Origin of the sequence: Cytobacillus sp. NJ13, assembly GCA_030348385.1 — a bacterium.
Classification (GTDB): Bacteria; Bacillota; Bacilli; order Bacillales; family Cytobacillaceae; genus Cytobacillus.
Window position 1 is genome coordinate 2117506 of record JAUCFP010000006.1, and the last position, 19096, is coordinate 2136601.

17 protein-coding genes are annotated in these 19096 nt (G+C 41.2%); 3 read left to right on the top strand and 14 right to left on the bottom strand.

Going from position 1 to position 19096, the window contains the following annotated elements:
* Positions 1-131 precede the first annotated feature (131 nt).
* Positions 132-959: an undecaprenyl-diphosphate phosphatase gene (locus QUF73_10285; protein MDM5226606.1), complete on the top strand. Its 828-nt coding sequence runs from the start codon at positions 132-134 to the stop codon at positions 957-959.
* 35 nt (positions 960-994) lie between these two features.
* On the opposite strand, the gene argF is transcribed toward QUF73_10285, so the two are convergent.
* The 10 genes from argF to QUF73_10335 all read right to left on the bottom strand — a co-directional run bounded on the left by argF (position 995) and on the right by QUF73_10335 (position 13306).
* Complete coding sequence (gene argF, locus QUF73_10290) at positions 995-1951, bottom strand: ornithine carbamoyltransferase (protein ID MDM5226607.1); 957 nt, start codon at positions 1949-1951, stop codon at positions 995-997.
* Positions 1948-5073 (bottom strand): carbamoyl phosphate synthase large subunit, encoded by a 3126-nt coding sequence (locus tag QUF73_10295; protein MDM5226608.1) that lies wholly within the window; start codon positions 5071-5073, stop codon positions 1948-1950. Before QUF73_10295 ends, argF begins: the two co-directional genes overlap by 4 nt.
* Positions 5066-6145, bottom strand: a complete 1080-nt coding sequence (locus tag QUF73_10300) for a carbamoyl phosphate synthase small subunit (GenBank protein ID MDM5226609.1) — start codon at positions 6143-6145, stop codon at positions 5066-5068. Before QUF73_10300 ends, QUF73_10295 begins: the two co-directional genes overlap by 8 nt.
* A gap of 77 nt (positions 6146-6222) precedes the next feature.
* Positions 6223-7380, bottom strand: a complete 1158-nt coding sequence (locus tag QUF73_10305; protein ID MDM5226610.1) for an acetylornithine transaminase — start codon at positions 7378-7380, stop codon at positions 6223-6225.
* Positions 7377-8150 (bottom strand): acetylglutamate kinase, encoded by a 774-nt coding sequence (gene argB, locus QUF73_10310; protein MDM5226611.1) that lies wholly within the window; start codon positions 8148-8150, stop codon positions 7377-7379. The genes QUF73_10305 and argB overlap by 4 nt, the downstream gene beginning before the upstream one ends.
* Before the next feature lie 12 nt (positions 8151-8162).
* The gene (gene argJ, locus QUF73_10315; GenBank protein MDM5226612.1) at positions 8163-9392 is read right to left on the bottom strand and encodes a bifunctional ornithine acetyltransferase/N-acetylglutamate synthase; all 1230 of its coding nucleotides are present in this window, start codon (positions 9390-9392) and stop codon (positions 8163-8165) included.
* Positions 9393-9405: 13 nt separating this feature from the next.
* Positions 9406-10437, bottom strand: a complete 1032-nt coding sequence (argC, locus tag QUF73_10320) for an N-acetyl-gamma-glutamyl-phosphate reductase (protein ID MDM5226613.1) — start codon at positions 10435-10437, stop codon at positions 9406-9408.
* A 196-nt stretch (positions 10438-10633) separates the two neighbouring features.
* A complete protein-coding gene (locus QUF73_10325) occupies positions 10634-11353 on the bottom strand; it encodes a YwiC-like family protein (GenBank protein ID MDM5226614.1) in 720 nt (239 codons plus the stop codon).
* A gap of 157 nt (positions 11354-11510) precedes the next feature.
* Positions 11511-12053: a molybdopterin-guanine dinucleotide biosynthesis protein B gene (mobB, locus tag QUF73_10330; GenBank protein ID MDM5226615.1), complete on the bottom strand. Its 543-nt coding sequence runs from the start codon at positions 12051-12053 to the stop codon at positions 11511-11513.
* Positions 12041-13306: a molybdopterin molybdotransferase MoeA gene (locus tag QUF73_10335; protein ID MDM5226616.1), complete on the bottom strand. Its 1266-nt coding sequence runs from the start codon at positions 13304-13306 to the stop codon at positions 12041-12043. Before QUF73_10335 ends, mobB begins: the two co-directional genes overlap by 13 nt.
* Before the next feature lie 223 nt (positions 13307-13529).
* Between QUF73_10335 and ric the strand changes: the two genes are divergently transcribed.
* Positions 13530-14222: an iron-sulfur cluster repair di-iron protein gene (ric, locus tag QUF73_10340; GenBank protein MDM5226617.1), complete on the top strand. Its 693-nt coding sequence runs from the start codon at positions 13530-13532 to the stop codon at positions 14220-14222.
* 113 nt (positions 14223-14335) lie between these two features.
* Here ric and moaA read toward each other — a convergent pair whose 3' ends face one another.
* Complete coding sequence (gene moaA, locus QUF73_10345) at positions 14336-15352, bottom strand: GTP 3',8-cyclase MoaA (protein MDM5226618.1); 1017 nt, start codon at positions 15350-15352, stop codon at positions 14336-14338.
* A 286-nt stretch (positions 15353-15638) separates the two neighbouring features.
* On the opposite strand from moaA, the gene QUF73_10350 reads away from it, so the two are divergent.
* Complete coding sequence (locus QUF73_10350; GenBank protein MDM5226619.1) at positions 15639-16340, top strand: Crp/Fnr family transcriptional regulator; 702 nt, start codon at positions 15639-15641, stop codon at positions 16338-16340.
* 30 nt (positions 16341-16370) lie between these two features.
* On the opposite strand, the gene QUF73_10355 is transcribed toward QUF73_10350, so the two are convergent.
* From QUF73_10355 to QUF73_10365, 3 genes are all read right to left on the bottom strand, one after another.
* Positions 16371-17498: a TIGR04053 family radical SAM/SPASM domain-containing protein gene (locus QUF73_10355; GenBank protein MDM5226620.1), complete on the bottom strand. Its 1128-nt coding sequence runs from the start codon at positions 17496-17498 to the stop codon at positions 16371-16373.
* Positions 17499-17728: 230 nt separating this feature from the next.
* Positions 17729-18037 (bottom strand): metal-sulfur cluster assembly factor, encoded by a 309-nt coding sequence (locus tag QUF73_10360; protein ID MDM5226621.1) that lies wholly within the window; start codon positions 18035-18037, stop codon positions 17729-17731.
* A 75-nt stretch (positions 18038-18112) separates the two neighbouring features.
* Positions 18113-18880, bottom strand: coding sequence for an alpha/beta fold hydrolase (locus QUF73_10365; protein MDM5226622.1), 768 nt, complete (start codon positions 18878-18880; stop codon positions 18113-18115).
* Between the last annotated feature and the right edge of the window lie 216 nt (positions 18881-19096).

Below are 19096 nucleotides of genomic sequence, written 5' to 3' on the forward strand. Positions count from 1 at the left end.
CACTTATTATTATTTCCACTCTTGCATCTCTCATGAGGGAAACTATTGGCATCGCTTAAAAGCAATGAAAAGGATATCACTTTACTCTGCCGTCCTGTTTATAGTTAAATGGGGAGGTATGAGATTTCATTATGGAGGATTTACTTGTGACTGATTTTCTGACATTGCTTAAATATTTGTTTTTGGGATTGTTTCAGGGACTCACAGAGCCTATTCCAATTTCATCGAGCGGGCACCTCGAGATTGCCCAGCATTTTTTCGGCCTTGACATCAAAGGTCTTAGCTTCGCCCTCCTTGTAAATACCGCCTCATTATTAGCTGTTCTGCTTATCTATAGGGAAGATATTATGAGACTGATCCGAAATGGCCTTGCATACATTACAACTAAAGATAAACAGGCCGAATCAGACTTTCGGTTTATCATTTACTTGATTATTGGAACCATTCCTGCAGGTGTCATCGGCATTTTGTTCGGGGATTTTATCGATAAGCACCTTGCAAATATAAAAACAGTTGGGATTACTCTTATCGTGACAGGACTTGCACTGTGGCTGATCCGTAATTTACGCGGTCGGAAAAATGATGCTGAATTATCTTATAAGGATGCAATCATTGTAGGTCTTGCCCAGGCAGTCGCCCTGATACCGGGAATCAGCCGTTCCGGTGCTACCATTGTAGCCGCAATGGGGCTTGGGATGAAACAGGAGACAGCTTTAAGGTTTTCTTTCCTTTTATACATTCCGGTAAGTGCCGGCGGAATGATACTTGGTTTTAACGACATACTAACGGATCCCAATTTATCCAAATTGGCTTTTCCCTATACAATTGCCTTTATTGCCTCACTGGCTGCATCTTACTTTTCCCTGAAATGGTTTATGAATATTATGGCTAAAGGGAACCTGAAGTATTTTGCGATTTATTGTTTTATTGTTGGACCGCTTGTTTATTTCTTATCTTAATGAAAAAGCCTTCTCAGCGCTGAGAAGGCTTTTCATTATAATATCTCTGAAAGAATGGCTTTTTGAACATGAAGTCTGTTCCCAGCCTGCTGAAAGACAGCAGAATTATTTCCATCAATGACTCCCGCTGTAACTTCTTCACCGCGATGGGCAGGCAGGCAATGCAAAAAGACGTAATCTTTTTTGGCTTTTTGGACAAGATATTCATTAACCTGATAATCAGCAAAATCTTTCAGCCTCTGTTCATTCTCAGCTTCCTGTCCCATGCTCGTCCAGACATCTGTATAGATGGCATCTGCATTAGCAGCCGCTTCTTCAGGGTTAGATGTTACGATTACCTTTGAACCGCTTTGTTCGGCAAACTCTTGTGATTGCTGGAGAACAGTTTTATCTGGTTCATATCCTTCAGGACAGGCAATCGTGATATTTATCCCCATCTTGGCAGAAGCAATCATTAAAGAATGGGCAACATTATTGCCATCTCCCACATATACGAGGTTTTGGCCTTTTAACTCCCCATTTTTCTCTTCGATTGTAAGGAGATCGGCAAGAGCCTGGCATGGATGATAAAGATCGGTCAAGCCGTTAATAACCGGAATGTCCGCATGATGAGCCAGTTCCTGAATCTTCGCATGAGAGAATGTGCGAATCATAATCGCATCAACATACTGTGAAAGCACTTTAGCTGTATCCGCAATGCTTTCTCCTCTTCCAAGCTGCAGATCCTGGCTATTTAAATATAAGGCATGGCCCCCAAGCTGCAGCATCCCTGCTTCAAAGGAAACTCTTGTACGTGTAGAAGACTTTTCAAAAATCATGCCAAGAATTTTGCCTTTTAGGATGGAAGTTTCTGCACCCTGCAGATGAGCTTCTTTTAATTGCTTTGCTTTTTCCAGCAGCCCCTTAATCTCCTCTGATGAAAAGTCTGCAAGTGTTAGAAAATCCTTTCCTTTCAAATTTAACAGCTTATCAGAGGCCTGAATTGAAATCATAAGACGCCCACTTCCTTTTCTCCAATATTATTTTTAATGCCCTGCCAATCTTCAATGGACTTAACATCCCATTCTCCTGCTGACATTGATTTTAATAATGCAATAAGCGTTTCTTTTTCACTGAAAGTCAAAATTCTGTTTTTGATTCCCATTTCTCTCATTCTCTTATCTTCTTCACTCATGCCAGGATTATATAAAGCGAAGGTTTCCTGGGCATTCCAGTCCATATTTTCTTGAGTCAGAAAAACAGGCACAATTTTAGCCTGATTAACATATTGAGTTAATTCTTCTGTTTCTGGAGAGTTTGCTATTACGACACATTTGCCTTTAGCACCATTTAAACCAGCATGGAAAGATTTTCTGATTGCTGCCTCATAATTTGGTGCCAGTGAAATCCCCTCTCCTGTTGATTTCATTTCAGGACCTACCTTGCTGTCCAATCCCTTCAAAGCATAATTTGAGAAAACCGGGAATTTCACACATACAAATGGGAGTTTCGCCGCAGCCGGCATTTCATCTTTCGACAAATTATATTTCCCAAGCAATATTTTTGTCGCAATCTCCACCAGCTGCACGCCTGTGACCTTGCTGATAATTGGTACTGTTCTGCTCGCACGGGGGTTTATTTCAAGAATAAATACCTCTTCGCCATTAACGATATATTGAATATTCATGAGTCCTTTATACTGGAGCTTTTGCACAATGGCTTTTGCATAGGCCAGCATTTTATTTTGGACATTTTCTGAAAGATTTTGCGGCGGGAGAACGGACATGCTGTCGCCAGAGTGAACACCCGTTTTTTCAATATGCTCCATAATTGCAGGTGCACAGATATGATTTCCGTCTGCTGCCAGATCAAGCTCAGCTTCTGATGCATGAACGAATTGATCAATTAAAATCGGATATGGGACATCACCTTTCGTTAAATAACTCTCCAGCTCAGATGATGAAGCAATACGTTCCATCCCTCTGCCGCCTATAACATAGGATGGACGGACAAGAATCGGGAATCCAATTTTTTCGGCTGCTTCTTTTAGCTCTGCTTCTGTGTGGACAACATCTCCTTTTATCCTCGGGATATTCAAATCATCCAATAGGTGATAAAAAAGCTTCCGGTCCTCTAATGCATCAATGGTTTTTGAGTCAGTTCCAAGCAGGGTAACGCCATAAGCTTCAAGTTCGGATGCCAGATTCAGTGCTGTCTGCCCGCCAAGCTGCACAATGACTTCTGAAATTCCTTCTGCTTCAATCACATTCAAGATATCCTCAAGAATTAGCGGTTCAAAATAAAGCCTGTCAGCTGTTGTATAATCCGTACTTACCGTTTCCGGGTTATTATTGATCATGATTGTCTCAACGCCTTCATCTTTCAGAGCAAACACTCCCTGAACGGAGCAATAATCAAATTCAATGCCCTGGCCAATTCTGATGGGGCCGCTTCCGATAATCAGTACTTTCCTCTTATCACTCTTCACTTGTTCATTTTCGCCAAAATAACTGGAGTAATAATAATTTGATTTTGCTTCAAATTCAGCTGCGCATGTGTCAACCATTTTATAGGCTGGAAGAATGCCAGCCTTTTTGCGTTTGTCCCTGACTGCTTTCTCCGCAACTTTCCATTCCAATGCAAGAAACTTATCACTGAAGCCCTTTTCCTTAAATAGCTGCAGCTCTTCTATTGTTGCTTTATCAAGTGTTAAGGCCGAAATTTGTTTTTCCAGTATTACCATTTCATTGAGTAAATTGAGATAGAAATAATCAATTTTCGTGATAGAGTGTAAAGCATCCAATGAGTAATTTCTCCGGAGTAATTCAACCACGATAAAAAATCTTTCATCAGTCTGCTTTAACAGCAGTTCCTCAAGCGATGCAATCGATTTAGCTGATAAGCCAGGTGATTTCAAATCATTTCCCTTCACTTCAAGTGAATGGATTGCCTTTAAGAGAGCCCGTTCCAGATTCCGGTCAATGCCCATTACTTCTCCGGTTGCTTTCATCTGAGTTCCGAGTTTGCGGTCTGCAGAAGGAAATTTATCAAATGGCCATTTGGGAAACTTAACGATGACATAATCCAGAGCTGGTTCAAAGCTTGCGAAAGTATCTCCTGTTACAGGGTTGATAATTTCCGATAATGTATACCCGACTGCAAGCTTTGCAGCCATTCTGGCAATGGGATAGCCTGTTGCTTTGGAAGCAAGGGCAGATGATCTGCTGACTCTGGGATTTACTTCAATCAAGTAATAATTCTTACTATGCGGATCAAGGGCAAACTGAATGTTGCACCCTCCAATAATGCCAAGCTCTGAAATGATCTTAATTGATGCTGATCTCAGCATCTGGTACTCATCATCTGTTAAGGTTTGTGAAGGTGCGACAACAATTGAGTCACCAGTATGAACCCCAACGGGATCAATATTTTCCATATTGCAAATAGTGATGCACGTATTCTTTGAATCCCGCATGACCTCATATTCTACTTCCTTAAATCCTGCTATGCTTTTTTCAACCAGGCATTGGCTGATCGCACTCTCTTTTAAGCCGCCCTTCACCAGAGACGTCAGTTCTTCAAAATCTCCTGCTATGCCTCCGCCTGTTCCGCCAAGAGTATAAGCTGGACGTACGATAATTGGAAATCCAATTTCGCTTGCAAATTGGATGGCTTCATTTACTTCATGGACAATGATGCTTTCAGGAACAGGTTCGTTAAGCTCGTTCATCAGCTTACGAAAAGCTTCCCGGTCTTCACCTTTCTTAATGGATTCAATGCTGCTGCCCAAAAGCTTCACTCCATAACGTTCAAGCACACCTGATTCACTCAGTTTAAAAGCAAGATTCAATCCTGTCTGGCCTCCCAGTGTGGCAAGCAGGCCATCGGGACGTTCTTTTTTTATAATCTTCTCAAGACTGTCAGCTGTCATCGGCTCGAAATAGACTTTATCTGCAAAAGCTCTGTCAGACATGATGGTAGCCGGATTGTTATTCACAAGGATAACCTTATAGCCTTCTTCCTTTAATGCTGCGCAGGCCTGTGTTCCTGCATAATCAAATTCTGCTGCCTGCCCGATGACAATCGGGCCGGAGCCGATTACTAATATGGATTGGATACTGGTGTCTTTAGGCATAAGCGAAAACTCTCCTATTCTCCTCTTGAATCATGTTCATAAACTCATCAAAAATATAATCACCATCCGCTGGTCCCGGATGGGCTTCCGGATGGAATTGCACCGTATGGATTGGCAGCGCCTTATGCATTAGTCCCTCAATTGACTGGTCATGAAGGTTTACATAGCGGGTCTTAAACCCTGTATCTTTTATGCTTTCTTCATCAACCACATAGCTATGATTTTGTGATGACATAAAGACTGTGCCCTTCTTCATGTCCGCAATCGGGTGGTTGGCACCCCTATGGCCAAAGGACAGTTTCTTTGTGTTGCCTCCAAATGCTAAAGCAGACAGCTGGTGGCCAAGGCAAATTCCCAATGCCGGATACTGCTCCAGCACCTTTTTTAATTCCGGGAGGATGCTTTTTAATTCTTTTGGATCTCCAGGCCCGTTTGAAAGCACCACACCGTCTGGATTTAGTTTTTTTATCTGTTCAAAGCTTGTATTATAAGGAACAGATGTAACCTTGCACGCTCTTTTCAGCAAAGAATCCACAATTGATTTTTTAGCTCCAAAATCAATGACAACTATATGAATGCCGCCCTCTCCAAAGCACTCCATAGTTTGTGAAGATACTTTACAAACTTTTTCATCCTTTGGAAGCAGCAATCCGGCGGCTGCCGTTTCCGAAGAAGACATTTTTGCCGGCATGCTGCCTTCTGAACGGATTTTCTTTACAATGGAACGGGTATCCATATGCCCTAATAATGGGATATTCCATTTCTGAAGGTATTCCTGAAGCGAATAAGCCGATTTGTAATGCGAAGGATTTCTGCTTCCTTCATATACAATAACCCCGGCCACATGAGGTTTCTTGCTCTCAAAATCAGACTCATTTATTCCGTAATTTCCGATTAAAGGATACGTAAATACAATAATTTGGTCCTTATAAGAGGGATCTGTCAATACTTCCTGGTAGCCTGTCATTCCTGTAAAAAAAACGATTTCCCCTTCTATATCCTTTTCAGGCTGATCCGTCAGCCATTGGCCCTTATAGGAATGGCCGCTATTTAAATGAAGGTATCCTTCCATTATCAACACCTCGAAGCTATCTGTATATTTATATAACTTTATTAATTTTTATTCATTCATTTGAAAAATAATACAGCCTACACAGCTGATTTTGAAAATTCCTTAAGTGTGGATTGCAGAACTTGTACCGCTTCATCAATTTCTGATTTTGATGCTGTCAGCGGAGGCAGCAGCCGCAAAACATTTTCTCCTGCAGGTAATGCCAGCAAGCAATTGGCTCTTAATTCCTTTAACAATGATGGAAGAGGAATATCTAATTCAATACCGACCATCAAACCAAGATAGCGAATCTCCTTAACAGCTGCAAGCAGTTCAAGCGATTCTGCCAATTTGTCAGCAAGATATGCACTTTTTTCCTTAACGCCTTGTAAAAAATCATCATCAAATATTGTGTTCATGGTAGCAATAGCTGCTGCAATGCTGATCGGGTTCCCGCCAAATGTTGATCCATGGCTTCCTGGCCCAAATACTCCTTCTAATGCTTTTTTTCCAATCACAGCGCCTATTGGCAATCCGCTTCCCAGGCCTTTAGCTGCGGTTACGATATCGGGAGTAAGGTCAAAATGCTGAAATCCAAATGCTTTACCTGTTCTGCCAATGCCGGTCTGAATTTCATCTACTATCAGCAGCGCTCCATATTCTTTGCAAAGCTGCTCAGCTTTTGTTAAAAACTCCTGATTCCCAATGTGAATCCCGCCTTCACCCTGTACAATTTCCAGCATTACGGCCGCTGTTTCCGCATCAATCTCATCCTTCAATGCATTAATATCATTAAAAGGAACATACTTAAAAGTCTCAAGCATGGAACCATAGCCTTTTTTAATTTTTTCCTGGCCCGTTGCAGCCATAGTGGCGAAGGTTCTCCCGTGGAATGATTGCTGAAAAGTAATGATTTTTTTCCGTCCCGAAGCTTTTCTTGCAAGCTTAATCGCTGCTTCATTTGCTTCTGCTCCGCTGTTGGCAAAGAATACGAGGTCCATGCCCGCAGCTTCAGAGAGAGTCTTTGCTGCAGCCTCCTGCTGATCCTGCATAAATAAATTGGAAACATGCCAGAATTTATTCAGCTGTTCATTGATTGATTTTTGTACTGCTGCTGGACGGTGACCAAGATTGCAGACTCCGATCCCTGAGGTGAAGTCCAAATAGCGCTTCCCATTTTTATCAAAAAGATAGCTTCCTTCTGCTTTTTCCGGCTCCACTTCCCACCGGGCATACGTTGGAAATAGATTACTCAAGTTAAGACCTCCTTCTTGGCAGATATATTTGTACCGATCCATTTGCCTTCCTCATAAAACTTTTCTTTTCCTGATACAATCATTACGCTATTTAGCCCTTTGCTGATTGTCTTCAAGGCAGAGGTAACTTTTGGGATCATTCCGCCTGTAATTTTTTTATCGTTAATATGCTGTTCAATTTCATCCTCGTCAAGCTGGGGAGAGAGGCTGCCGTCGATGAAAATTCCTTTTACATCCGTTACAAAGATGCAATGTTCAGCTTTAATGGCATTGGCAACGGCTGCCGCAGCATAGTCGGCATTGATATTAAGTTTCGTGCCGCCTTCTGCAGCTGCAATAGGAGTAATGACAGGGATCAGGTCTTCGTTAAATAACATTTCCAGTACTGACTGATTAACAGCCGTTATTTCACCAACCAGTCCAAGCTCATCCTGATTGATAAATTCTCCCTTTAGTAATCCTGCATCACTTCCATTTACGCCAAACCCTCTAAATCCATGCAGTTCGATCATCGAGGTAAGTTTGCGGTTGGATTGTCCTGACAGGACCATCTCTGCTACCTCCAGAACTTCCGGAGTCGTTTTTCTTAGCCCATTGACAAATTCATGAGGAATGTTATAAAGTTCCAGCATGCTGTTAATTGCCGGGCCTCCTCCATGAACAAAAACAATCTGGTATCCTTCATTCTTCAACACTAAAAGACTATCAAAAAAAGCTTCTCCCAGCTCTTCCATCACACTGCCTCCACACTTAATGACTATACTTTTCAAAAGGCATCCCCCTCAGGTACGATAGCTTGCATTGATTTTGACATAATCATAGGATAAGTCACATCCCCAGGCCTTTCCTTTGCCTGCTCCCTGATGAAGATCCACAGTAATCTGAATGACGGCATTGGATAAGTACTCTTTTGCTTCTTCTTCAGAAAATGCCAGTGGAACACTATTTTTCAGCATGACTATAGGTCCGATAGCGATATCTACCGAAGACGGATCAATATCCGGCTGGCTCTGTCCGATTGCCCCGATAATTCTGCCCCAATTGGCATCCGCTCCATATACAGCAGTCTTAACAAGATTCGAGCCGACAATCTGCTTTGCAATCATTCTTGCATCATCATCTGTTTTTGTCCCCGATACCTCCACTTCTATCAGCTTTGTTGCTCCTTCGCCATCTTTTGCAATCTGTTTGGCAAGACTCTCACTTGTTTGGGAAAGCATCTGTATAAATACATCCCAATCTGGATGGTCCGGCGAAAGTTTATTTATACCGCTGGTTCCATTAGCCATGACCATTACCATATCATTTGTTGAAGTATCTCCATCAACGGTTATCTGATTGAACGTTCGATCGGTAACCTGTTTTAAAGCAAATTGCAAATCGCTGCAGTCTATATTTGCATCTGTTGTGATAAACGCAAGCATTGTTGCCATATTGGGATGAATCATTCCAGAACCCTTTGCCGAACCGCCCATTGTAACTGTTTTCCCATCGATGACTGCCGAATAGCAGCACTTCTTCATCACTAAATCTGTTGTTAATATGGCTGTTTGAAATTCCTCTGAGTGTAAAGCCTCATGGCCGGGCTGCAGTATCTTAATGCCCTCTTCTATCTTATCCATCTGCATATACTCCCCAATGACACCAGTAGAGGCAACCGCCACATGCTGTTCCTTTAAATTGAATTTATCTGCAGCTGATTTTCTCATTTGATAAGCATCTTTTAGACCCTGGTCCCCTGTACAGGCATTGGCACATGCACTATTTACAATGATAGCCTGAATGAGGCCTTCTGCTGCAATGCTTTCCTGTGTAACCTTTAGAGGGGCAGCCTGGAAATGGCTTGTTGTATAGACAGCTGCACAATGTGCAGGCGTATCGCTTAATATAATTCCTAAGTCCTTTTTTGAATAACGCAGCCCTGCATGAACACCAGCTGCTGTAAAACCTTTCGGTGATATGATGCTTCCGGTAGGCACTTCTGTTACTACAGTTTGAGATACTAATTGCATTTATCTTTCCTCCTTATGGATAGAGCGGAACAAATCCGAGACCTGCTGCTTCATCCAATCCGCTCATTATATTGGCATTTTGTACAGCCTGCCCGGCAGCACCCTTCATTAAATTATCAATCACTGAAACTATTGTCAGTCTGCCAGTTCTTGAATCCACATGGACACCTATGTCGCAAAAATTAGAGCCTGCGACCTCTTTGACGGAAGGGAATGAATTTTCGGGACGAATTCGAATAAATGGCTGCTTTTCATAGACTGATTGATAAAGTTCAAGAATTTGAGAAGAAGTGTATTCTTTTGTCAGCTGAACATAGCTGGTTGTCATAATGCCTCTTGTTATAGGAAGAAGATGGGTCGTGAATGTGATCGGCTTTAAGGCGGAATTCCATTTTATCAGCTGCTGCTCGATCTCTGGTGTATGCTGATGCTGATTTACCTTATAAACCCGCAGGTTTTCATTTGCTTCTGCATAGCTTGTTGTTCTTGAAAGTCCCCTTCCTGCCCCGGACACCCCGGATTTTGCATCGACAACAACACTATCTTGTTTTATTAAATTTTCTTTTACAACTGGTGCAAGACTTAGCAGAGCAGCTGTTGGATAGCACCCAGGATTAGATATGATTTCTGCGGTTGCTATTTCGTCATGATGCCACTCAGGAAGCCCATATACTGCTTTTTCTACAAGAGATTGGTTTGCAGGAGCGTGTTTATACCACTCCTGATAAGCTTGAGCAGGGATTCGAAGATCACCGGAAAGGTCAATTACCTTTATATTCTTGCCTGAAAAATTTTCAGCAAGTTTCCCTGATACTCCAGATGGCGTTGCCAGAAAAACAATATCAGACTGGTCTGCTATTTGGCCTGAATCAATCCCCTGTAATTTCTCGTCAATGATTTCATATAGATGGGGATATTCATTCCAAATGGGGAGATCTTCTTTCGTTGAATGGATCGATTTAATGTTAAATTCCGGATGCTGCTTTAGGATACGGAGCAATTCCGCACCCCCATATCCGGTAGTTCCGATAATTGAAACGTTCATAATTGCTCCTTCCACACACTTTTGTATATTTAATCATTTATATACATATTTATGAATTTATGTTCCTCTTATTATAGAAACTGGGAAGAAAAATTGCAACCTATTTTACTGAAGTTTTAAAGATTTCTAATTTTTATTTTTACTTAGCACAGTTATTTCTGGATAAATTGAAAAACCGGCCTGGTCAGGCCGGTCCTTAAGTGTGTATGGCAAGTAATAACATGAAAAAGAATATGGCTGCATTAGCAATTTCATAAATGCCAATTTTTTTAGGTGTAAATGATTTTCCATAAAATGCAATGGACCGAAAAAGGCTGGGAAGAAACGCTGCAGATACAATCCATCCGCCTGCCAGCAGCCAGAGGATCGGTACCGCAGCATGAAAGATCCACGAAATCCATTTGAAGGAAATGTTTTTCTTTTCCCTGATCATTGATTTTACATAGAAGGTGCTTCCGGCAAAAAATAAAATGGAAGCTGCAAATACTGTCCAGGCCAGCGGTGTAATTTCCCCATGCGGCAAATAGCTGCTCGCAAGGCCAGCTATTGAAAATGCACAAATGGCACTAAAGTCGTTACCTAATGCCCTATCTCTATTTTTAGACGAATAGCGTGCATTAATAATAAAAAAAGGAATCATAAGAAGTCCAAATATGATAATCGATGGCCTTACCAGTAAAGGAATTAATAGCAGCAAAATAGCCGGAACCAGATAAATAGAAGTCCACTTCGCATAAAAAGCCATTCTTTTTCTTTTAAAAAGAAGAAGGCCCGGATAAGTAGCCAGATATAGTAATATCCATCCTAAAAAAAACGGGATATGGGACCAAATAATATCAGAAGCAGCCGCTCCGAGCCAAAATGGCAGTATCAGCATTGCCCAGGCTCCATGCTGTTTCGGCGTAAATAACTTCATCTATAATACCTCCCCGCTGCTTTCTGCCTATAATATATACTTTTCCCGGTAAATAATAAGTGAAGATCATCACTGATAAGCATATCGCCACAAAACGTTCATTTTTTAGAAAATTATTAAAAACAGCCCAAAATAGATTGGACTGTTTTGTATATTCTTATCTCCTTTTCTTACTTTCGCTCACTAAATACTCAATAATCCACTCAGGGCCTTTAGGATCACGGATGCTGAAAAAAGGAGTTTCCAAATCTGCAGTCTTGTGCTTAATCACTTTATCTTCCCAGCAGAAGAGTGCACAGATATTTGTCAGGTCCTCCATAAGGTGCAGATCTTCATCACTTCTGAGCAGGAGTGCTTTAGGAAATGAAGCCTTTTTATGACCTTCAATAAGCACGACGTCGGGCTGCAGCTGCAAGGCAATCCTGATCTGCTCCTCCAGGCTCCAGCTTTTCTTCTCAGCTTGTAAAAGCAGTCTGCCGCCACCTTCAACAAGTGAAGCGGCTGCTCCAGATTCAATATGAATGCTGGAATCCTTTCCTCCTGGGGTTTCGGGTTTGCCGCCATGTCCATGATGCTTAATGGTAACGACAGAAAGGCCCTTATCTTTTAATCCAGAGATTAATTTATTTACCAATGTTGTTTTTCCGCTGTTTTGATAGCCGGATACCTGAAAAATAACAGGTTCCTTTACCATGGCCATTTGCTTCCTTCATGATCCTCAAGCAATAGCACTTCAACAATGTCGCCATTGCCATAGCCTCTAGTTCCGCCTGGCAGGATCATAAGCGAATTCGCTCCTGCGAGACTCATCACAATGTTTGATTTATCCACTCCGCTTGGCGCAGCAACCAGTCTGCCTCCTGAATAATTCACAGCCGTCCGGACAAATCGTGTAAAAGGGTTTGCTTTTGGAAACTCGGCCACAAGCTCTGCTGTTTCTTTTCTTAAATGCGGTTTCTCAGAGAACAGCATTTTCCGGATGATCGGTCTTACAAAAAGCTCAAACCCGACATAGCAGGCAGAAGGATTTCCGGAAAGTCCAAACAGCAGCTTCCCTTCATGCTGGGCAACTGTAGTCACACTGCCGGGCCGCATCGCAACTTTATTGAAAAGGACCTCTGCCCCAAGCTTTTCATAAATGCCCGGAAGATAATCAAAATCGCCCACAGATACACCGCCCGTAGTAATCAGCATAGCCACACTGTTCAATGCTTCTTTCACAGCATTGAAACAAGTATCAAATTCGTCAGGGAGCTTTCCATAATAAACAACTTCCGCCCCAGCCCTTTCAATTTGCGCTGTAATCATATGGGCGTTGCTGTTTCTGATTTTCCCCGGCTGCAGCGGTTCGTGCACTTCCAATAACTCAGTGCCGGTTGCAAATAATCCGATAACAGGCTTCTTTGCAACCGGCACTTCGGCATAGCCAAAAGTAGCAAGAATAGCCTGAATTCCAGGATTGATTTTTGTCCCCTTCTTAACCAGCGAATCTCCTTCTTTCGCATCTTCGCCCTTGAAGGAAACATTGTCTCCAGGATTATAGGTGCGTTTAATGGACATAAAATTCTTACCGTCTTCTTCATATGCTTTTGCCAGTTCAAGCATTACAACGGCATCACATTCTTCAGGCATTTGCGCACCAGTCATAATTCTCACGGCCTGGAATGGACCAATGTTTTTGGATGTCACATGTCCGGCGCCAATGTGGTCTACTATCTCAAATACTACAGGATTTTCCATTGAAGCTTCCTTTGTATCTGCTGAACGAACGGCAAATCCATCATATGGTGATCGATCAAAATGCGGGACATCTTGGGTCGCTTTTAAGTCTTCTGCCAGAAAACGGCCGTTGCTTTTATTAATGGATATGTATTCTGCACTTCCTTTTAATTGATAGGCCATGATTCTTTTTACTGCTTCCCCAACAGGAATGGGAGTTCTTTTTTCCAGCATTATATCAGCTCCTATGTACTTTTCTTAATGCCTTTTCTATTCAATTATTATAAACGTACATGAAAATCCATAACATGACAATCATCACACAATCCGTTTTTGCATGTGCATGATTTCTATAAAAATTTTAAATAATGGCTTCAAGTGTGATGCCCGTCACCAAATTAAAAAGGATATTCATTTATTCTAAAGATAGTTCACAAGATAGAAGGAGGAAAATTCAATGACTATACATCTGACAGAAAACCGTCTGGTAAAAGATATTGTAAATGAATTTCCAAAAACAAGTGATGTTTTTAAACGTCATCGCATTGATTTTTGCTGCGGTGGAAATATTCCGCTGGTGCGTGCAGTTTCAGAGCAGTCTGTCGATATGGATGTTCTGATTAAAGAATTGAAGGAGGTAATTCAGAAGGAAAACCAACCCGATGATATAGAGGTTTGGACCGACAGTACATCAGAAGACATTATTGAACATGTCATCAAACGGTATCATCGTCCTCTTGAGGAGGAACTTTCACTATTAAGCCCATATGTAACAAAGGTTTCAAGAGTTCATGGAGAAAGCCATGAGGAGCTTTTAAAAGTCCATCAATTATTTTTTGAGCTGAAGCACGAGCTTCTTGAACATACTTCTAAAGAAGAAGAGTCTGTTTTTCCATTGCTTCTGAAACTTGAAGACCCTCAGGCTGAAAATCGTGAAGAAATCATCAGCTATATCCGGGAGCTAGAGAAAGAGCATGATCATGCAGGTTCAATTTTAAAGGAATTGAGGGAAATTACATCTGATTTTACTCCTCCAACAGATGCATGCGGCTCTTACCGTCTTGTGTATAAGCGGCTGGAAGATCTGGAAAGCCAAACCTTCATGCATGTTCACCTTGAGAATAACATTCTATTTCCACGATATATATAAACATTACGATCTGCAGCCAATAACGGCTGCAGATTTTTTGGCAGTCTAGAATACAAAATAAAAAGCCTGCCCCGCTATGTCCATTTCTCATGACAAAGCAAAGCACGCTTTTTTTATCCTCCAATATAGGACATTTCAATTTTTTTCCTGCTGGCAATGGTTTCTTCAGTCCGTTCGTCTGAATATCTGTCTTTTCTGCCATTCCAAATATTAATAATCCGATCGGTAATTTTTTCATCAGTGGCGCCTTTTCTCATAAATTCCTTCAGATCATGCCCTTCTCCATTGAATAGGCATGTAAAAATTTGGCCGTTCGCTGACAATCTTGAACGTGTGCAGCTTGAACAGAAAGATTCAGAAACAGATGTAATAAACCCAACATCCACATCCGTGCCCTTATAACGGTATCGCTTGGCAACCTCTCCGAAATAATCAGGATCTACCGGTTCCAATAAATAATGTTCCTTTAAAATGTCATAAATTTCTTTTTTGGTAACAACCTCGTCCATCTTCCAGCCGTTTGTACTGCCGACATCCATGTATTCAATAAAGCGGAGCTGTAAACCGTTTTCTTTGCAGAACTTAGCCATTGGGACAATTTCAGAATCATTCAGGCCTTTTTTAACGACCATATTAAGCTTGACGCCAAGCCCTGCTTCTTTTGCTGCCTCGATCCCTTTAAGAACTGGTTTGACACCCACATTGCGTCCGTTTATTTTTCCAAACAGCTCATCATTCAGACTGTCAAGACTGATGTTAACCCTCACCAGTCCTGCTTCCTTTAAATCTTTCGCATGTTTGGGCAGCAATACACCATTTGTGGTTAACCCTATATCTTTTAAGCCCTCAATGTCTGAAAGCATTTTTACAAGTTTAGGCATGTCCTTTCTCATAAGGGGTTCTCCGCCTGTTAACCTGATCTTCTCCACTCCAAGGCTTACAAAGATTTTAGCCAGCCGTTCAATTTCTTCATAGCTCAGGAGCTCGTTTTTTGGAAGGAAAGCAAAATCCGGCCCAAAAATTTCTGCCGGCATGCAATATTGACAGCGGAAATTACAGCGGTCAATGACAGAGATGCGAAGATCTCTTAAAGGTCTATTCAATTTATCTTTAACAATTGTTTTAGCCATTTTGTTCAACTCCATATAAAGAGTGACTTAAATAAGCTTTCTATACAGATGTATATTTTAGCCTTTCCCTTAAAATAACAGAAATAACCCAGTATCTCAAATTAAGGGCTTCTACTATTAGAGCATACAATCGTTTCTATGTTAATAGGGAATTGTTTGTATCATGGCAAAGCCACGCCATTTCAATAGAAAATGCCACAATAAAGACACAAAAGCCGGCAATGTTTTCACTATACAGATGATATTATTGTGAAAAAAGACAGTTGTTTTATGAAGGAGGATTAACATGGCTCGTACAGCCATTAAACCAACACATTCCATAGAGATTAAAGAGCTTCTTCATTTCGCAGACCGGCGTATGAAAACCTCTAAAGGGGCTTACATCTTTCAGGAAGGCATGGATGCTGATGAGCTTTATATTATACTTTCAGGCAAGATACAAATCAGCAAGATAACAGCAGATGGCAGAGAACTGACCTTCAGGTTATGCGGAGAAAATGAAATCATTGGTGAGCTGACCCTATTTACCAGTGACCCTAAATATTTATTGAATGCTTTAGTTCTTGAAGCTGGTGAAGTTGCTGTGATAAAAAAAGTTGTCCTGGAAAGGGAGATTTTTAAAAATAGTACATTGGCTTATGAATTTATGAAATGGATGAGCGACCACTTCCGTAATACACAGACCAAATTTAGAGATCTCGTCCTTAATGGAAAAAAAGGTGCCCTATATTCAACTCTTATCAGAATGACTAACAGCTATGGCATAAAGGTTAAGGACGGCATACTCATTGATCTGCCCCTTACGAATCAAGAGCTTGGGAATTTCTGCGGCACCTCCAGGGAAAGCACCAACCGGATACTGGGTGAACTGAAGAAAGACGGCATCATCACCATTCTAAATGGAAAAATCACAGTCAAAGATCTTCAATATTTAAAAAATGAAATAGGCTGTGAAAACTGCCCTGCCGTATATTGCAGCATCGAGTAGGAGTGCATCCGAACTGCACTCCTCTTTCTTTTAAGATTTTGCCTCCTTCTTTCTAAGTGCCTTTGGAATATAAACACAAAACGGCTCGCTTTCCATATAATCCCCTGTCATGGCAAATGCACGTGACCTTGATCCCCCGCATACATATCGGAACTCGCATTGTCCGCATTTCCCTTTATATTTATCAGGATTTCTAAGGTCTTTAAAAATTGGCGATTCCCTGTATATTACAGCGAGTGGCTGTTCCCTGACATTCCCTGCTTTAACAGGCAGCAGCCCGCTGGGATAAACATCCCCAATATGTGAAATGAAAACAAATCCATTTCCGTCATTTACTCCTTTAGGAGCCCTGCCTAAACCATCAATAGAACCCGTTAGCCCTTGCTGTGTAAGTGCATCGAGATATTGAATGTCCTCATTTTGGGCCTTCGCTTCCTTCATTTTTTGCTGAATGACCACTCGGCGGTAATGCTGGGCAGCTGTTGTCTTAATATCGAAAGTAACTTTCTTGCTTAAGTTATAGAGCCATGTAAATACCTTCTCATGTTCAACCGGAGAAATCATATCTTTTTCCTGCCCTCTACCTGTTGGGACGAGGAAGAACACACTCCAAAGAACACATTTGAGTTCTTCTACAACCTTAGCCATTTCGTCAAGATAATCGATATTATAACGCGAAATAACGGTATTAATCTGGACTGGAATTTCAAGCTCGTGTAAATATTTTATCCTTTCAATCGTTAAATCAAAGGAACCGGAAGTTCCTCTAAAATGGTCATGGATTTCTGCATTTGGGCCATCCAGGCTGAAAGCCCATCGAGCTAAACCGACCTCTTTGGCTTTTTCAATAGCATCTTTTGTTACATTTGGTGTGGCACTTGGCGTCATCGAAACACGCACACCTTTTTTTACGGCATATTCGGCAATGTCGAATACATCCTGTCTCATTAATGGATCTCCACCAGTAAAAACAAGCATAGGGTTGTTCATTTCTTTAATTTGGTCAATCAAATACTTCCCTTCTTCAAAAGAAAGTTCTCGCGGATCTCTCCTGTATTGCGCTTCCGCACGGCAATGCAGACATTTTAGCTGGCATGCCCTTGTTAATTCCCATATCACAATAAAAGGGTCTTTATTAAAATCTCTATCAAATCCCATTTGAAATGCCTCCTTAACAGGCTCAGGTCCTGGCTGTTTCATCAACGCAAAGCAAACTATATTTTGTCTTTCCATCGTTATTATAGGATAATCGGCATGTTAAATAAGTGAACTACCTCACATACAAATGATCATTTCCAGAGAATTTATAGAGTTGTGCAAAAAGGCATCAGGACAAGGGCACAAAAAAAACAGCAGGGAAATACCCCTGCTATTTTTAAGATTCAATCTTATTGTACACCAAGTGCAATTTTTGCATACCGGGACATTCTGTCCTTAGACCAAGGCGGGTTCCAGACAATGTTCACTTCAGTGTCCTTTACTTCAGGAATATCAGCCAATGCTGACTTTACTTGTTCAACAATTGTTCCTGCCAAAGGGCAGCCCATGGAAGTAAGAGTCATATCTACAACGGCTTTCCCTTCCTCTTCCATTTTCACATCATATACTAAGCCTAAGTTTACAATATCTATTCCAAGCTCAGGGTCAACTACAAGCTCAAGTGCTCCCATAATGCTATCTTTTAAATCCTGGTCCATAACTGCAGCACTCCTTCTATTTTTTACTTTAACTCTATCTTAACAAATATTTTTATTAATTGAAAAAAATGTTGGCTATAAATGTTCTTCAAACCATTTTACCGTTTCCAGCAAACCTTCCCTGCTTACTTTATGACCCGCCTGTTCATCTGATATAAACATGAGGTTTTCAGGTGAGTCACTATATAAGGACTGGATGGTCTCATAAAATTGGTATGTATAGGAATAAGGCACAACCGGGTCTTTTTTGCCATGCCAGAACATGAGCGGTCTTCCGACAAGCTTTTCAGGCTGAAGACTTAGATCCCGCTCCCTTAAAGTTCCCAGCAGATCTGCTAGTTCTTCATTGGAAAGCGGAATTTTAATATTATTCTTCTTCAATTCATCCAGCTGAAGCTGAGCAAATTTTTCATAATACGGCATACCCATAAGGCTTACTGCAGCTTTGACCCACTCATACTGGGTCAAGGCGCCCAAAGTGACTATTCCTCCCATGGATGTGCCCACAAGCCCTATTCTTCCCTGGTCGATCAAATCTGCCTCCTCATAGACATCCCTGATTATTTTCAATTCCGCAATGGTATTCAGAACAATATCCCATAGCTTGAAATTTAAATCGCTGCCTGATAAACCTTCAGATCTTTCCCCATGAAATAGGGTATCCGGAAGCACCACCCTGAACCCTTTTTCAGCAAGCAGATAGGCATAATGCAGATTATGTTCTTTGGCACTCGTAAAGCCATGAACGAAAATAATAAAAGGCAAGCGTCCCCCTTTTACATCCTGTCTGGCGAGTTCAAGAACAGGAATTTCTTTGATATGCTTATGTTCAATAACAACCACAGTTCTTCCTCCTAAATCTATAGGGCAAAAGTGAATTTTTTTACAAAATTATAATAATATTGATAACATATATGTATAAAATGATTTTGTAAAAGCTTAAGCACTTGACTTAATGTTAATTCTTTCTATATTTTCAGTTTAACATGTAGACTTTTTTTTTCCAAAACCTTTACACTTAAGAGAAAAGCGGGGCATACTTCAAGATAAGCAATTGGC